Source organism: Rhodococcus sp. Chr-9 (genome assembly GCF_000801125.1).
GTDB classification, from domain to species: domain Bacteria; phylum Actinomycetota; class Actinomycetes; order Mycobacteriales; family Mycobacteriaceae; genus Rhodococcus; species Rhodococcus pyridinivorans.
Window position 1 is genome coordinate 53140 of record NZ_JTIZ01000096.1, and the last position, 15352, is coordinate 68491.

At 69.4% G+C, this 15352-nt stretch carries 17 protein-coding genes and 1 riboswitch; of the genes, 8 read left to right on the plus strand and 9 right to left on the minus strand.

Annotation, left to right across the window (positions count from 1 at the left end; genetic code table 11):
- Positions 1–83: 83 nt before the first annotated feature.
- The gene (locus QR64_RS14425; protein WP_006551879.1) at positions 84–557 is read right to left on the minus strand and encodes a general stress protein; all 474 of its coding nucleotides are present in this window, start codon (positions 555–557) and stop codon (positions 84–86) included.
- Positions 558–691: 134 nt separating this feature from the next.
- Here QR64_RS14425 and QR64_RS14430 point away from each other — a divergent pair, with 134 nt between their 5' ends.
- On the plus strand, positions 692–1303 hold the full coding sequence (locus QR64_RS14430) for a TetR/AcrR family transcriptional regulator (protein WP_006551878.1): 612 nt from the start codon (positions 692–694) through the stop codon (positions 1301–1303).
- Positions 1304–1374: 71 nt separating this feature from the next.
- Positions 1375–2244, plus strand: a complete 870-nt coding sequence (locus tag QR64_RS14435; protein WP_006551877.1) for a ribokinase — start codon at positions 1375–1377, stop codon at positions 2242–2244.
- Positions 2245–2261: 17 nt separating this feature from the next.
- Here the strand turns inward: QR64_RS14435 and QR64_RS14440 are convergent, their stop codons facing one another.
- From QR64_RS14440 to QR64_RS14450, 3 genes are all read right to left on the minus strand, one after another.
- Complete coding sequence (locus QR64_RS14440; protein ID WP_019290078.1) at positions 2262–3092, minus strand: hypothetical protein; 831 nt, start codon at positions 3090–3092, stop codon at positions 2262–2264.
- Positions 3093–3154: 62 nt separating this feature from the next.
- The gene (locus tag QR64_RS14445; RefSeq protein ID WP_006551875.1) at positions 3155–3469 is read right to left on the minus strand and encodes a DMT family transporter; all 315 of its coding nucleotides are present in this window, start codon (positions 3467–3469) and stop codon (positions 3155–3157) included.
- Between the two features lie 13 nt (positions 3470–3482).
- A riboswitch (guanidine-III (ykkC-III) riboswitch) is annotated at positions 3483–3548 on the minus strand.
- 40 nt (positions 3549–3588) lie between these two features.
- Positions 3589–3795 carry a hypothetical protein gene (locus QR64_RS14450; protein WP_006551874.1) on the minus strand — a complete coding sequence of 69 codons (207 nt, stop codon included), beginning with the start codon at positions 3793–3795 and terminating at the stop codon, positions 3589–3591.
- Positions 3796–3842: 47 nt separating this feature from the next.
- Here QR64_RS14450 and QR64_RS14455 point away from each other — a divergent pair, with 47 nt between their 5' ends.
- Entirely contained in the window at positions 3843–4166 is a 324-nt protein-coding gene (locus QR64_RS14455; RefSeq protein ID WP_039585861.1) for a hypothetical protein, read from the plus strand.
- On the opposite strand, the gene QR64_RS14460 is transcribed toward QR64_RS14455, so the two are convergent.
- Genes QR64_RS14460 through QR64_RS14475 form a run of 4 tightly spaced genes read right to left on the minus strand, consistent with a single transcriptional unit; the run spans position 4163 to position 7653 of the window.
- A complete protein-coding gene (locus QR64_RS14460) occupies positions 4163–5662 on the minus strand; it encodes an MDR family MFS transporter (protein ID WP_235367150.1) in 1500 nt (499 codons plus the stop codon). The two genes, QR64_RS14455 and QR64_RS14460, sit on opposite strands and share 4 nt — an antisense overlap.
- 56 nt (positions 5663–5718) lie before the next feature.
- Positions 5719–6144 carry an HIT family protein gene (locus QR64_RS14465; protein ID WP_006551872.1) on the minus strand — a complete coding sequence of 142 codons (426 nt, stop codon included), beginning with the start codon at positions 6142–6144 and terminating at the stop codon, positions 5719–5721.
- Between the two features lie 25 nt (positions 6145–6169).
- Positions 6170–6685 carry an ArsR/SmtB family transcription factor gene (locus QR64_RS14470; protein WP_019290073.1) on the minus strand — a complete coding sequence of 172 codons (516 nt, stop codon included), beginning with the start codon at positions 6683–6685 and terminating at the stop codon, positions 6170–6172.
- Positions 6682–7653: a serine hydrolase gene (locus tag QR64_RS14475; protein WP_039585865.1), complete on the minus strand. Its 972-nt coding sequence runs from the start codon at positions 7651–7653 to the stop codon at positions 6682–6684. Before QR64_RS14475 ends, QR64_RS14470 begins: the two co-directional genes overlap by 4 nt.
- A 243-nt stretch (positions 7654–7896) precedes the next feature.
- Between QR64_RS14475 and QR64_RS14480 the strand changes: the two genes are divergently transcribed.
- The 4 genes from QR64_RS14480 (at position 7897) to QR64_RS14495 (ending at position 12909) form a co-directional block, all read left to right on the plus strand.
- Entirely contained in the window at positions 7897–8562 is a 666-nt protein-coding gene (locus QR64_RS14480) for a nucleoside/nucleotide kinase family protein (protein WP_024102972.1), read from the plus strand.
- A 10-nt stretch (positions 8563–8572) separates the two neighbouring features.
- Positions 8573–9826, plus strand: a complete 1254-nt coding sequence (purD, locus tag QR64_RS14485; protein WP_006551868.1) for a phosphoribosylamine--glycine ligase — start codon at positions 8573–8575, stop codon at positions 9824–9826.
- Positions 9827–9910: 84 nt separating this feature from the next.
- Positions 9911–11677, plus strand: a complete 1767-nt coding sequence (locus QR64_RS14490; protein WP_231913211.1) for a CocE/NonD family hydrolase — start codon at positions 9911–9913, stop codon at positions 11675–11677.
- Between the two features lie 32 nt (positions 11678–11709).
- Positions 11710–12909 carry a pyridoxal phosphate-dependent aminotransferase gene (locus tag QR64_RS14495; protein WP_019290068.1) on the plus strand — a complete coding sequence of 400 codons (1200 nt, stop codon included), beginning with the start codon at positions 11710–11712 and terminating at the stop codon, positions 12907–12909.
- 27 nt (positions 12910–12936) lie between these two features.
- On the opposite strand, the gene QR64_RS14500 is transcribed toward QR64_RS14495, so the two are convergent.
- Positions 12937–14580, minus strand: a complete 1644-nt coding sequence (locus tag QR64_RS14500; protein ID WP_039585868.1) for a GMC oxidoreductase — start codon at positions 14578–14580, stop codon at positions 12937–12939.
- 145 nt (positions 14581–14725) lie between these two features.
- On the opposite strand from QR64_RS14500, the gene QR64_RS14505 reads away from it, so the two are divergent.
- Positions 14726–15340: a TetR/AcrR family transcriptional regulator gene (locus QR64_RS14505; RefSeq protein ID WP_006551864.1), complete on the plus strand. Its 615-nt coding sequence runs from the start codon at positions 14726–14728 to the stop codon at positions 15338–15340.
- Positions 15341–15352: the final 12 nt, after the last annotated feature.

Consider the following 15352-nt stretch of genomic DNA (forward strand, 5'->3'; position numbering starts at 1 on the left):
GTTGTTCTTTCCACCAGAAACGACTTCGCCCACGCCGGTCGGCGTGGGCGAAGAGGTTCTCGAATCGGAGAAACAATGGCCGGTCAGCGCAGTGCGAGCTTCTCGCGCGCCTGATCGACGAACTCGGAATCGACCATGAGGTCGTAGCGCGAGGCCTCGATGCTCTTTCTCGAGACGAAGTCGCGGCGTCCCCCGGTGCTCCAGTGGGTGAAGAAGCCGAGTGATCCGCCCCACACCGCGCCGAAGACGACAGCGGTGAGGATCACGGTGGCCATGCCGGTGGCAGGCAGAAGCAGTGCCAGGAGCAGACCGAAGAGCAGGCCCGTCCAGACGCCTGCGGCGGCGCCGCGAAGGGCGGCCTTGCCGTTGGTCATGCGGCCTTCGATGTGTTCGACGGTGGTGACTCCCTGGCCCACGACCCGCAGGTACTCGACGGGAAAGCCTTCGTCGGACAGGTGGTCGATGGCCCTCTCGACGGCGTCGTAGGTGCGGTAGCTCTCGAGGACGGTTTCGGATTCGGTGTAGTGCCCGGGTGTCGGTGCGTAGATATCTGTCATGCGTTCCCCTTCGTCGACGATTGGAACGATACGCTCATCGTAGCGTATCGTTTCGTAGTGTTTGATTCGGGGTCGCCTTGTCGGGGAGACTCGGGAATCCTGCGGGTGTATGCCCGCGCGAGGAGGATGTAGACATGGTGGGCGAGGTCGAGACGGAATCCGTGGCCCTGACGTCGCGGCGCCCCGTCAAGGAGCGTGCCGGGACCGACGCGCGCATCGTGAAGGCCGCGCTCGAGATCCTGCGGCTTCACGGGCCCAACCGCGTCACCGTCGAGGCGGTCGCGGCGCTGTCGGGCGTCGCGAAGACGACGATCTACCGGCGCTACGCGAACCGTGAGGAGATCCTCGACGCGGCATTGCACTCGCAGGTCGCCTCCCCGTGCGTGCCCGACGGGCTGTGCGTCTACGACCGCGTCAAATGGACCCTCGAGCTGATCCGTCGCGGACTGTCGAACGAAGTGGGCATGGGCAGTGTCGGCGCACTGCTCACCGACCAGGAACCCGAGTTCACCGAGTCGATCCGGGAGATCATCAACGCCCGGAGCGAGGTCGTCGCCGACGTGCTCCGCACCGCGATCGAGTCGGGCGCGATCCGCAAGGACATCGACGTCGACACCGCCGTCTCGATGCTCGTCGGCGCGTATCTCGGCGCCTACCTGCGTCACGGCGAGGTGGGGGAGTCCTGGGCGGACGAGGTCGTCCACATCGTCTGCCCCGAACTGGAACCGGACCCGCAGGCGCAGTGATCGTAGGCCCGCCCTTCGGGTCGATCGATCGTAGGCCCGCCCCGCAGGTCGATCGGTCGTAGGCTCGACCCGTGACCGAGTCGAGTCGATGCGTGGTGGCGGTCGTGGGATCGCTGAACCTCGACCTGACGGTCGTCGTGGCACGTGCTCCCGAAGAAGGTGAGACGGTACTCGGCCGGCATCTGCGCACCTATCCGGGAGGCAAGGGCGCGAACCAGGCCATCGGTGCTGCCCGCCTGGCTCCCACCGCCATCGTCGGCGCGGTGGGCAGCGATCATGCCGCTGACGTACTGCGCGGCGTGCAACAGAGGGCAGGGGTCGACACCTCCCATCTGCGCACCACACCGGGCCCGACCGGCCGGGCCGTCATCCTCGTCTCCGACGACGGGCAGAACCGGATCGTCGTCGTACCCGAGGCCAATTCGTTGCTCGAGGCCGAGGACGTGACCGCAGCACTCGATGCCCTCGATCCCGCGGTGGTGCTCACCCAACTCGAGCTGCTCCCCGCAGTGACCTGGGCCGCCGCCCAGTGGGCGCGCGATCACGACCGCCGGTTCGTGCTCAATCCGAGCCCGGTGATCGACCTGGACGAATACGTCCTCGCCGGCGCCGATCCGCTCGTACTCAACGAGCAGGAAGCCCTGCACTACGCGGGTCTTCCCGCAGGGACCCCCTTCGACGCGATCGTGACCCGCCTGCTCGAACAGGTGCGCACCGTGGTGATCACCCGTGGTGGGGAGGACGTCGTGGTCGGAACCGAGGACGCGATCGAACATCTGCGGGTCCCGCAGGTCGAGGTCGTCGACACGACGGGGGCGGGCGATCATTTCGCCGGCACGCTCGCCGCGTTGCTCGGCACGGGGGAGGACCTGTTCGCGGCAGCGCGCCGGGCATCGGCCGACGCTGCCCGGCTGGTCGCATCCCGCCGCTCCGATCGCTGACACGGCGAGGAACTACGTCAGGGCGGCGGAAGCAGCTCGCCCTTGCCGCTGCGCAACCAGCGCCCGGGAAGCCGGCCGGCGAGGTCGCCGAGCGGACCGACGGCCCCGCGCAGCAGCTCGACCGTTTCCTGCAACATGTCGATGCTCGCGTTCATCTGCGAGATGCCGGGCGTGAGATGCGCGAGGGTCTCCGAGAGCGAGACGATCTGATCGAGCGGACCGCCCTCGGCGAGCAGTCGTTCGAGGGCGCCCCGTTCGGAGAGCAGGACGTCGAGGACGCCGCCCTGGGCGAGGGCCCGCTCGACGACCCCACCGGGCCGGATCGCCACATCGACGATGCCGCCCGGCGCGGTGAGCCGTTCCACCGCGCCGTCCTGGGCGAGCAGCCGTTCGAGCGGGCCGTCGTGCGCGGTGAGGCGATCGAGCAGACCCCCTTCCGACACGAGACGGTCGAGGGCACCGTCGTCGGCGAGGATCCGGTCGAGGGGACCACCCGGTGCGGTGAGCCGGTCGACGGGTCCGCCCGGTTCGAGCAACCGATCGAGCAGGCCACCCGGCTCGGTGAGCCGATCCACGGGACCGCCCGGCGCGAGCAGCCGGTCGAGGGGACCGCCGGGACGCAACGCGTGACCGAGTCCACGGTCCTCCGACGTGAGCTTCGAGATCTGCTGCAGCAGACCCACCGAACTGCGGGTGTCGGGCAGGCCGACCGCGCCGAGCGCGGAGTAGGTGGTGGGCGACACCGCGACCCGCACGGTGCCGACGACCGTCTCGGCGACGCTCAGGGCGACCTCTGCGGCGGTCAGACCCACACGCACCGGCATCACGAGTACGGACCCGAGGTTCATGGAACCGACTGTAACGGTCAGTGCTCGAGAACGTCAGTCCGAGAACGTGAGGCCCGAGAACGTCAGTGCACGAGTTTGAGACCGACCACGCACAGCACGATGCCCGCGATCAGTGCGAGCTTCAGCAGCGAGGCGGTCTCGGTGCCGGTGACCATCGCATATCCGACCGTGAGAGCGGCGCCGATACCCACCCAGATCGCGTAGGACGTCCCGACCGGCAGGGTGCGCAGGGCATACGCGAGCCCGGCCATGCTCAGGACGAGGGCGACGACGAACACCAGTGTCGGGGTGAGCCGGCTGAAACCGGCAGATCTGCCGAGGGCTGTAGCCCACACGGCTTCGAGCACACCGGAGAGGACGAGAACGATCCAGGCCATGACGTACAACGCTCCTGCACCGTCTTGTCGCTGGCCGGGTACGGTGCGCTCGTCCGGGAGGCCGACCGGCGGCCACCTCCGTCGAGGTTAGGAATTCCGGGCGAGTATTGGCAAATTGCTCAGGACACGCGCAGTAGCTGCGATTCCTGCGCAATCACCGTGCACGAACATCCGCCGTCCAGTTCGATGCAGTCGAGAACGAGGGTGTGCCGCACGATCTCGAAGTCGACGCAGTCGGGTTCGGTGCAGTCGACCCGAGTATCGGCGTGGAGCACGAGAGTGCCGTGGCAGTGGTCGAGATCGTGGTTGCACTGTGAACACGTCATGCATCACTTGATAGCACTGCCGTCGGACAGGTTCTCCGAGCTCATACATGGGGATCACGGACGTGGTCGGGAAGGCCCCGCGGAACGCGTGGTCGTTGTTCGTCGCCGAGCCCGCACTCGGCCTGCTCGACGCCGTCTTCGGCGGGGTGCCCGCACCCATCGTCCGCACGGCCTACCGCCTCACCGCGATCGAACGCGAGATCCAGCATCCGTCCGGCAGCGCCGCACGCGACACCTCGTGGGTCGAACTGGACGCCTTCCTCCACGAACCGTGTGCGGACAGCAACGCGCCGGCCGCCACGCTTCCCGTCGAACAGGGAAGTCGTGACGACCGGCGCGTGAGTGCCGGGCCGGTGTGTACTGCCGGCTAGTGCGTTCCGGCGGTCTCGGGGGCCGACACCTCCACCGCATCCGCCTCGGGCTCCGGGGCCCGTCGGACGAACAGGGAGCCGACGACTGCGATCACCGCGATCGCCGCGCCCCCCGTGAACGCGCCGTGGACACCGTCCGCGAGCGCACCGGCGGGATCGCCCGCGCTCTCGGCGCCCGCGACGGTCGTGCGGGTCAGCACCGTGATGAACAACGCCGTACCGGCCGCACCGGCGACCTGCTGCATGGTGCTGACGATGGCGCTGCCGTGGGAGTACAACCGCCGCGGCAGCGCTCCGAGTGCCGAGGTCAGCAGCGGCGAGAACATCAACGCGAGGCCGATGTTGAGCAGCACGTGCCAGGCGATGACCGTGCCGATCGTGGTGGTCGCGTCGAAGGTCGTCATGCCCCACATCGCGACGCAGGCGATGACCGCGCCCGGTGCGACGAGCGGCCGCGGACCGAACCGGTCGAACAGGCGTCCGACGATGTAGCCGAGCAGACCCATGACCAGACCACCGGGCAGCAGCATCAGGCCGGTGGTCAGCGTCGACTGACCCAGCACGTTCTGCAGGTAGATCGGCAGCAGGATGAGGGTGCCGAACAGCGACATCATGCTTACCGAGACGAGTGCAACCGCGAGCGAGAACGCCGGGGTACGGAACGCGCGCATGTCCAGCAGGGCGCCGTCGCCGAGGCGGATCTGACGCAGGACGAAGACCGTCAGCGACGCGATGCCGACGACCAGCGGCAGCCACGGCGGCATGAGCGGATCGCCCTCGGCGGCCTCACCGAGACTGCTCAGACCGAAGACGAGACCGCTGAACCCGAGGGCCGACAACACCACCGACGGGGCGTCGAGCGGAACCGCGACCGGTTCGGTGACGCTGCGGATCCAGCTCAGGCCGAGCGCCGTCGCGACGACCGCGATCGGCAGCACCAGCCAGAACATCCACCGCCAGCTCAGCTGGTCGAGCACGACGCCACCGATGGTCGGGCCGACCGCGGGAGCGACCGCGATGACGATCGAGATCACGCCCATCGTGCGACCGCGACGATCGGCGGGAACCAGGTTGAGCACCGTCGTGAACAGCAGCGGCAACATCACCGCGGTGCCCACGGCCTGGACGACACGACCCAGCACGAGGACCGGGAAGATCGGGGCGCTCGCGGCGATCAGGGTGCCGAGCAGGAAGCTGCCCATCGCGATCGCGAAGACCGTGCGCAGCGACAGCCGGGTGAGCAGGTAACCCGTGATCGGGATGACGACGGCCATGGTCAGCATGAACGCCGTGGTGAGCCATTGGGCGGTGGCTGCGCCGACGTCGAACTCGACCATCAGCTTCGGCAGCGCGACGCTCATGATCGTCTCGTTGAGGATGACGACGAATGCGGCCCCGACGAGAACGGCGATCAGAAGACCGGCGCGCGGTGCGGCAGCGGCCTGCGGCTCGGCCGTACCGGCCGGGGCTGGGGAACTCGGTGGAGTAGAAGACACGAGGAACACAACGGGATACCGGTCGGAATTGTTCCGCCGATATCCCGTCGAGCGGATCAGTCGGGGACGTGCTCGCCGTGACCCTGTTCGCGCAGGGCGTCCTTGATCTTGCGATGCGCGCGGTCGAGCGATTCGGGCGACGGATCCTTCTCGGCCGTCGCGAAATCGAAGTCGCCGAGGGAGTAGGCGGGGAAGACGTGCAGGTGCAGGTGGGGGACCTCCAGGCCGGCGATCATCAGGCCGGCGCGCGGGGCGTCGAAGGCGGCGGTGACGGCGCGACCGAGGATGCGGGCGACGTCGTTCACCTTCGCCCACAGGTCGTCGTCCACGCTCTGCCAGTGATCGACCTCCTGCCGTGGCACGACCAGCACGTGCCCCTCGGTGAACGGGTTGATGGTCAGGAAGGAGACGACGTCGTCGTCCTGCCAGACGAAACGGCCCGGCAGTTCACCGGCGATGATCTTGCTGAACACGGAAGTCATACCGGGAGGATAAGGGACACCGGGTTCACCGGAGCTGTTCCCCGACATCGGCCGCCGCGACGGTGAGGACCAGCAGCGGCACGACCTTCTCCGGCGCGATCCGGTAGCGGTTTCGGCTTCCCTGCTCGACCACCCGCGCAGCCGACAGAGCCCGGAGATGGTGGTAGAGCCGGCCGGTCGACGTGAGGTCGGTGGCCTCCTGGAGTTCGGTGGCGGTGGCGGGCCCGCGCAGCAGAGTCCGCACGATCGCCAGCCTCGCGGGGTTGCCCAAGGCGTCGAGGACGGCGGCGACGGGAACGGGATCGAGTGCGAGGGATGCGCCCGCGTCGTACTCGATGTTCCAGCGGACGTGGCCGTGCAGGGAGACGAAGCCCCCGTAGGTCACGGACCCCGTGCTTCCTGCCACGTCCGCCACGGGACCGGTGCCACCGGGACCGTCCCCGGCGCCCCGGCGGGTCGCGTCGCCCTCGAGGATCCGCACACGGCGTTCGAGATCCGCGAGCCGGGCCTCGTACTCGTCGTTCACGTCGCCGTCGCTCACATCGCGCAGCGTATCCGCTCGAGAAAATCGGGATCGTTCGCTGCCGCGGCGAGCATCTCCTGATGGGCGAACGATTCGAGGGCTTCCGCGTAGTCGCTGTCCGACATGCCGGACGCGAGCATCACCGTGGTCGCGATCGTGTCGTCATCGCGGCGGAAGGTGACTGCGTCGGTGAGGATGCCGGGCAGGCTACCGCCCTTGAATCCGACTCCCTCGAATCCCGGAACCGTGGACGGTTGCCATTCGAGGTGGGTACGCGCGAGGTCGCCGCCGGCACCGAACGAACCGTCGGCGATCGCGCGATGCAGGGCGGTGAGCTCGGCGGCCGATCCGGTGTTGTCGAAACGCTGGACGCGGTCGACCCGGGCGAACAAATCCTCCGGCGCCGGGTGCTGCACCGCTTCGGCGCGGTAGGCGGGGTCGGAGGCGTAGCGGCGCGCGGCGTCCCAGACCGCCGACGAATCGTCGAGTGTCGGGTCGAGCAGCGCGAGTGTGTTGCCGAGCATCGTCGGCGGCGTGAAGTCGTCCCAGCCGCCCTGGGCGGCGGCCTCGCGCAGGGCGTCGTCGCCGAGGCGGTCGCGCAGGTAGTCGGGGACCGCGTTGTCGCTCTCCTGGATCATCGCCGACACCATCTCGTCGAGAGTGACGGTGTCCTCCGGGTCGTTCACACCGAGCCGTTCGAGAGCCCGGGGGTGTGCGCCGCCGTCGGTGTCCGGGAGATGCCAGCGTTCCCAGTCGGCGAGCGGTACGCGCTCGTCGGGGGAGAGTTCACCGGCTGCGACGGCGCGGGCATAGGCGGCGAGATGCACGACCTTCACAGCCGACGCGAGCGGTTGCCGCTCGTCGGGTCGTTGTTCGAAGGTCCCGCCGTTGCCGTCGTCGACCGCGATGGCGACCGTGTCGGGGTTCTCGGCGAGGTAGCCGATCCAGCCTTCGGCGGTGCTCACGTCCGCGGCGGGGGTGGGCATGCATTCACCGGCTGGGGCGGACGCGTCCNTCCGGTGGAGTGCTCTGCCCGCATCCGGCCAGAGCGATCACGACGCTCGTCGCGGCGAGGGTGGTTCCGATCCTGTTCGGCATGGCGGTATCCGTCCGTGTCGGGGTGACAGTTCGAAATTCCGAACTTTCGAAATAACGATAGATCAGTCGGGTGGGCGTGTCGAGAGCTCACGGCGACTCCGACGGTCGCGGGCGGTCGTATCGTCGGGCTCATGGAAGGTGACGGGAGCGTGCGGGAGGCGCCGCTGCGCGTGCTCGTGGACGAACTCGTCACACACGTCCTCGTCGGGCTTCCCGCGGATCGGCGCACGGTCGTCGGTCTGTGCGGGCCGCCGGGTGCCGGGAAGAGTCGCGCCACGGCGCTGCTCGTCTACGCCCTCCGATGCGCGGGGGTCTCCACCGGACAGGTGCCGATGGACGGCTACCACCTGTCCAACCGGCAGCTCGACACCTTCGGCGCGCGGGACCGGAAGGGGGCGCCCGACACCTTCGACGTGGCCGGCTTCCGCGACATGCTGAGCCGGGTGCGGCAGTGCCGCGACGAGACGATCTACGCCCCGGATTTCTCCCGGCCGCTCGACGAACCGATCGCGGCGGTGCACGCTGTGCCGGCCGATGCCCGGGTGATCGTCACCGAGGGCAACTACCTGATGTTCGAGACCGGGGGATGGGAACACATCCGCCCGCTGCTCGACCTCGTCATCTACATCGACGCACCCCGCCGCACGCTCACGCGACGTCTCGTGCGCCGGCACCGCCACCACGGACGGGACGAGGACGGCGCACGCGAATGGGTGCGGACCGTCGATCTGCCCAATGCGGAAGCCGTTCAGCGCACGCGTTCCCGCGCCGATCTCGTGTGGAGACCGGTCCCGTAGTCTGTCCTGCGTGCGCGTACTCGTTATCGGCTCCGGTGCCCGTGAACATGCTCTTGCTCTCGCCCTGTCCCGCGACCCCGGCGTGACCGCCGTGCTGGCCGCGCCGGGCAACCCCGGTATCGCGAACGTCGCCGAGCTGTTCCCCGTCGATGCGGCCTCCGCCGACAACGTCGTCGCCCTCGCCACCGCGCAGAAGGCCGACCTCGTCGTCATAGGTCCCGAGGTTCCGCTCGTCCTCGGGGTCGCCGATGCCGTCCGCGCCGCGGGCATCCCCTGCTTCGGACCGTCCGCCGCCGCCGCACGCATCGAGGGATCGAAGGCGTTCGCGAAGGACGTCATGGCCGCCGCCGGTGTGCGCACCGCCCACAGCGAGGTCGTCGACACACCCGCGACCCTCGACGAGGCGCTCGACCGGTTCGGACCGACCTGGGTGGTCAAGGACGACGGTCTCGCTGCCGGTAAGGGCGTCGTCGTCACCACCGATCGCGCCGCCGCCCGCGACCACGCCGCCGAGATCCTCGAGAACGGGCACCCCGTCCTGCTGGAGTCCTTCCTCGACGGTCCCGAAGTCTCGCTGTTCTGCCTCGTCGACGGCGAGACGGTCGTGCCGCTGCTCCCGGCGCAGGACCACAAGCGCGTCGGCGAGGACGACACCGGCCCCAACACCGGTGGCATGGGTGCCTACACGCCGCTGCCGTGGTTGCCCGAGGGTAGCGTCGAGCGGATCGTCTCCGAGGTCGTGGAGCCCGTCGCGGCCGAGATGGTGCGCCGCGGATGCGGTTTCTCCGGACTGCTCTACGCGGGTCTGGCGATGGGCGCCGAGGGCCCGGCCGTGGTCGAGTTCAACTGCCGTTTCGGCGACCCGGAGACCCAGGCCGTGCTCGCTCTGCTCGAGTCCCCGCTGGGCGAGGCCCTGAAGGCGGTCGCCGCCGGCACGCTCGCCGAGCTTCCGCCGCTGCGCTGGAAGGACGGCGCCGCGGTGACCGTGGTGCTCGCCGCCGAGTACTACCCGTCCACCCCGCGCACCGGCGATGTGATCACCGGCGCCGAGGGCGACACGGTGCTGCACGCCGGCACGAAGCGTCGCGAGGACGGCGCGCTGGTCTCCGCAGGTGGGCGCGTGCTCAACGTGATCGGTGTGGGTGCCGATCTCGCGTCCGCGCGCGAGGCCGCTTATGATCGGCTCGCCGACGTCAAGCTGCCGGGCGGTCACTTCCGCCGCGACATCGGTCTGGCGGCCGTCGAGGGCCGGATCTCGGTCTAGCCTTTCACTCTCGTCCTTCACCCTTGCACCTACCGGGTGTATGTTGCACACTCGGTGCATTTCGATGCCGCCAGGGGTGACTGCATGGTTTCTCGAAGACGAACGCCGACGCCGGACCCGACACCGCTACGGCACCACCACGTCGTCGTCCACGGGTTGCCGGACGACGTCCTCGTCGAGCGCGACGTGCCCATCCGCACGGGCGACGGCACCGTACTGAGAGCCGACGTCTACCGTCCTGCCGACTCCGGTGAGCACGACCGCTGCCCCGTGCTGGTCGCCGTCACCCCCTACGGCAAGGACGCCGGCGTCGACCGGTATCCCGTCGACTTCGACGACCTCGCCGAATCCGGCAACCACATCGGCGATCTCGAGATCAGTGACTGCACCTCCTTCGAAGCACCGGACCCCGCCTACTGGGTTCCTCGCGGCTACGTCCTCGTCGTCGCGGACATGCGCGGTCATCACGCTAGCGGCGGCCGTCCCCGCCTGCTGCTCGGCCGGGCCGCGCTCGACTGCGCGTCCGTCGTGGAATGGGCCGGTGGTCAGGAGTGGAGCAACGGCCGCGTCGGCCTCGCCGGCGCCGACTATCTCGCCACACTGCAGTGGTACACCGCCGCGCTCAACCCGCCCTGTCTCGCGGCCATCGCACCCTGGGAAGGTGTGAGCGATCCCTGCCGCGACATCCTCACCCAGGGCGGCATCCCCGAGACCCGCTACAGCGAGTTCTGGTACAGCGCGATGAACACCGGGGCCCGCTGCGGCGCCGCCTCCCTCCGGCGGTTCACCCCGTGGTTGCGGCGCCGTTTCCCCGACTTCTTCCGTCACCTCGCCCCGCCGCCCCGGCTCGAGGACGTCACCGTGCCCGCGCTCGTCGGCGTCTCGTGGTCCGATCAGGGCCCACGCGCCCGCGGGTCGGTCGAGGGTTACCGCCGCATCGCGTCGGAGCACAAGTGGCTCTACACCCACGGCCGGAAGATGTGGCAGACCTTCTACGGCAACGAGGCCCTCGACTACCAGCGACGATTCTTCGACCGCTTCCTCAAGGACGAGGACAACGGCTTCGAGGACACCCCGCGCATCCGTCTCGAGACCCGCCACGACCTGCGCACCTATTCCGAACGCCTCGAATCCGAGTGGCCGGTCCCCGACACCCGTTACGTCGCATTCCACCTCGACCACGCGAACGCCGACCTGAGCACCACCCCGTGCGAGAGCAGCCAGTTCCGCCGCACCTTCCCCGTCGCGGGCGACGAACTCGTCTTCACCCACACCTTCGACGAGGACACCGAGATCACCGGGCACGCGGCGCTGCGTTTGTGGGTGCAGGCGAAGGACGCCAACGACATGGACCTGTTCGTCGGGCTCGCCAAGCGCGACGAGCACGGCCGCGACGTGTGGTTCGAAGGCCACGGCGGCTACGAGAAGGGATTCGTAGCCCACGGGTGGATGCGGGTCTCGCGGCGGGCGCTGGACCCGGAGGCCTCCACCGCCTACCGGCCCGTCCACGACCAGACGAAGTACTGGCCGTTGCTGCCCGACCAGATCGTGCCCGTCGACATCGAGATCATGCCGCACAGCACCTTCTTCGAAGCCGGATCGAGCCTCGTGCTCGTCATCGCCGGCCACGACCTCGACGAGAACCCACGCGTCGGGCACGATCGCACCATCAACAAGGGCTTCCACATCGTGCACGCCGGCGGACAGTTCGACTCGCATCTGCTGTTGCCGGTCGTGCCGCAACCGACGCCCGAACCCGACGCGGAGGCCACGCAGGTGAAGGTCGTCGATCGTCAGGACTATCCGATCGCGTGGGGTGCCCTCACCCGACTTCAGCGCGTCCGGCTCTGACGAACGACGCGGGGCGTACTACCGTCGTCGACGTGCGCCCCGAATCCCAACGCTCCGGTATCGAGACGTTCCATGTCATGGATGTGTGGAAGGCGGCCGCCGAGCGGCAGCGCAGCCACGGCGACGTCCTGAGTCTCGCCGCCGGACAACCGTCGACCCCCGCACCCGCTCCCGTGCTCCGGGCCGCCAACCTGGCGATCGATGCGGAACTGCTGGGTTACACGGAGACCTTCGGCATCCTGCCGCTGCGCGAGGAGATCGCGGCGTACCACCGCCACAAGTACGGCATCGACGTCGACGCGGACGACGTCGTCGTCACCACCGGCTCGTCCGGCGCCTTCACCCTGGTGTTCCTCGCGGCCTTCGACGTCGGCGACACCGTGGTCGTCGCCCGCCCCGGCTACCCGGCCTACCGCAACACCCTCGCCGCGCTCGGTTGTCGTGTCGTCGAACTCGACTGCGGTCCGCAGACCCGCTACCAGCCCACCGTCGCGATGCTCGAGGAACTCGACGCTCCGCCTGCGGGAATCGTCGTCGCCAGCCCCGCCAACCCGACCGGCACGATGATCGAACCGTCCGAGCTCGCGGCGCTCGCGCGCTGGTGCGACGAGCACGGCAGCCTGCTCATCTCCGACGAGATCTACCACGGCATCGAGTTCGGCACCGTCCGGTCCGAGACCGGTGAGGGCACCGGATCACCGGCGACCTCGACGGCGTGGGCGACCTCGCGCGACTCGGTGGTGATCGGCTCGGTGTCGAAGTACTTCTCGATGACCGGTTGGCGGCTCGGCTGGATGCTCGCGCCCGAGACGATGCGTCCGGCTCTGCAGCGACTCGCGTCGAACATGACGGTGTGCCCGCCGTCGGTCTCGCAGTTCGCGGCGGTCGAGGCGTTCGGGACCGAGGCCCGCACCGAACTCGACGGGCACGTCTCCCGCTACGCGGTGAACCGGGAACTGCTGCTCGAAGGGCTGCCGGATCTCGGCATCACGAAACTCGCACCGGCAGACGGCGCCTTCTACGTCTACGCCGACATCGGCCATCTGCTCGACGGCGAGAACTCGACGGCGTGGTGCGCGCGGCTGCTCCACGACACCGGGCTCGCGCTCGCACCGGGCGTCGACTTCGACACCGTGCGCGGCGGCGAGACCGTGCGGCTGTCGTTCGCGGGTTCGACTGCCGACGTCACCGCGGCGCTCGACCGGCTCGCGGCCTGGCTGCCCGTCTCCTGAACGCCGTGCCGGACCGCCGCGGCCGGGTCACCGCCCGTCGGCGATGATCCGCGCGATGTTCCGTTCGGCCAGCGCCGCGATGGTCAGCGACGGGTTCGCGGTGCCGGTGCTGCCCGGGATCAGCGCGCCGTCGACGACGTAGAGACCGGGATGGCCGTGCACGCGGCCGTAACCGTCGGTCGCCTCGCCGAGCACCGCACCACCGAGTGGATGCGCAGTGAAGGTCGCGTTGACGTCCTCGGCCATCGGCGATGCGCCCGGGATCGTGCCAGCGGCCTGCGCCATCGCGTTGTGCACGGCCCGCAGGGCGTCGACGCTCTCGCGTTCGCCACCGGTCGGCCAGTTCAAAACCGCCCGATCGGCACCCGGGTCGTACGCGAAGTCGGCACGGGTGGGGTCGAGGGTCATGCCGAGGGAGGCGAGCATCCCGACGTCCTTCGCGGTGCCCGCGACGAACCAATTCTCGAGGCTCAGCGGCAGACCGGACTCGTCGACGATCCGCGACGCCGACGGCGCGCCCTGGTCGCCGCCGAAACCCTCGGTGAGCGCGAACGAGCGGACGAGCACCGCGTCGCCGTTGGTGCCCCAGCCCCGGCCCACGCGCTCGTCGAGGTTCGGCAGCGAACCGGTGTGCCGCGCCTTGACGAGCAGTTCGGTCGTGCCGATCGATCCGGCGCCGAGGACGAGGCGGTCGCACGTGATCGTGGTAGTGCGCAGCACCACCCCCGTCGGGTCGACGGCCTGCACGTCGAGACGGTAGCGGCCGTCGCCGTTCTGACCGATCGCAAGCACCCGGTGACCGTGGCACACCAGGGTGCGCCCGGTCGCCTCTGCCGCCGGGATGTAGTTCTGCGTGAGATCGAACTTCGCGCCGTTCGAGTTGCCGAGATTGCTCTCGCCCGCGACGGCCGATCGGCGGACCGAGCCGGCGAGTTCGGCGCGCACGACGTCCCAATCCCAGATGCCGTCGATGCGGTGCGGGCTGTAACCGGCGGCGCGCGCGTCGTCGTCCCATCGCCGCGAGTGCGTGAACTCGGCGGCGTTGTAGATGTCGTCGGGCATCGGGTCGAGGCGCAGCATCGAGCGCACCTTCGGGTACCAGGTGGAGGTCATCTCGTCGTAGGACAGACGGCCGCCGAAGACGTGCTCGAAGAGGTGCCGTTCGGGAGCGATCATCACTCCGGTGAACACGATCGATCCGCCACCCACCGCCGCGCCGCGCCACACCGACATGTTCGGGTAGTCGACCACATCGAGGACACCGGCGAAGTCGTCGCACACCACCGGGATGCCCGTCGGTCCGGTGAAATGGGTGCGGTGGTGGTAGCCGCGACCATCGGCGAGCAGGTCGGTCGTGAAGATCTCGCGGTGCGGGTCGCGGGGCCAGCGCATGCCGCGCTCGAGCATCGTGACCCGGTTCCCGGCCTCGGCCAGGCGCAGCGCGGCGACGCTCGCACCGAAACCGGAGCCCACCACGACGACCTCGGAATGCTCCGGCGGGGCGGGCGGCGGAACGAACAGTTCGGGCACGAGTCGGCGGTACTCGTCGACCCCGACGGGCAGCGCGTCCGCACGCGGGAGGCCGATACCGGACATGCCCGGCGCCGCGGCGCCGGCACCCGCCAGGGCGGCCCCGAGAAGCGATGCCTGCAGAAAGCGTCGACGTCTCATCCGGTACGGCTCCGATCGTTCGATGATCTACTCGCGGGGCTGCGCTCGCCGAGGACTCGACACGCGCGGGCGGGCGCAATGGTACCGGTTGGTCTCCACTTCCGTTTTCCCCTGGTGAGACGGTCGGGACTGTCACCATGAGAAGGTGTCGATTGCTGCGACTCCGAAGGGCGAACGGCGCCGTCAGGCGCTGGTCGAGGCAGCGGCCGACCTCATCCTCGAAGGGGGGATCGACGCCGTCCGCCACCGGGCCGTCGCCACCCGCGCGGGCCTGCCGCTCGCATCGACCACCTATTACTTCGAATCGCTCGACGACCTCGTCGCATGCGCGGTCGACTACAACAGCGAGCGGGAACTCGACGCGATGCGGGAGCGCGTCCGCGACATCGAGCCGCTCCCGCGCAGTCTCGAGGGCACGGCCGATCTCATCGTCGAACTGCTCATCGGACCGCGGGACTGCGACGGCGGCATCGACCGCGAACGCCTGATCTCCCGGTACGAGCGGTGCGTCGCGACAGCCCGCTATCCGGAACTGCGTGACGTGCAGGTCCGCATGCGCGAGCAGATCGACCACCTGCTCACCGACCTGCTCGAACGCTGCTGCCGATCGGTGCGGCCCCGCGAGGTGCGTCGGCTCGTGGCGGTCGTGGACGGCGCGGTCCTCGGCGGACTGGGCGAGCTCGATCCCGACCCGCGCTCGCTCGCGCGCGGCATCCTGCTCGACGTCGTCGAGACCGTCGCGCCCCCGGTCGAGGATTGAGGTCGGGGAATA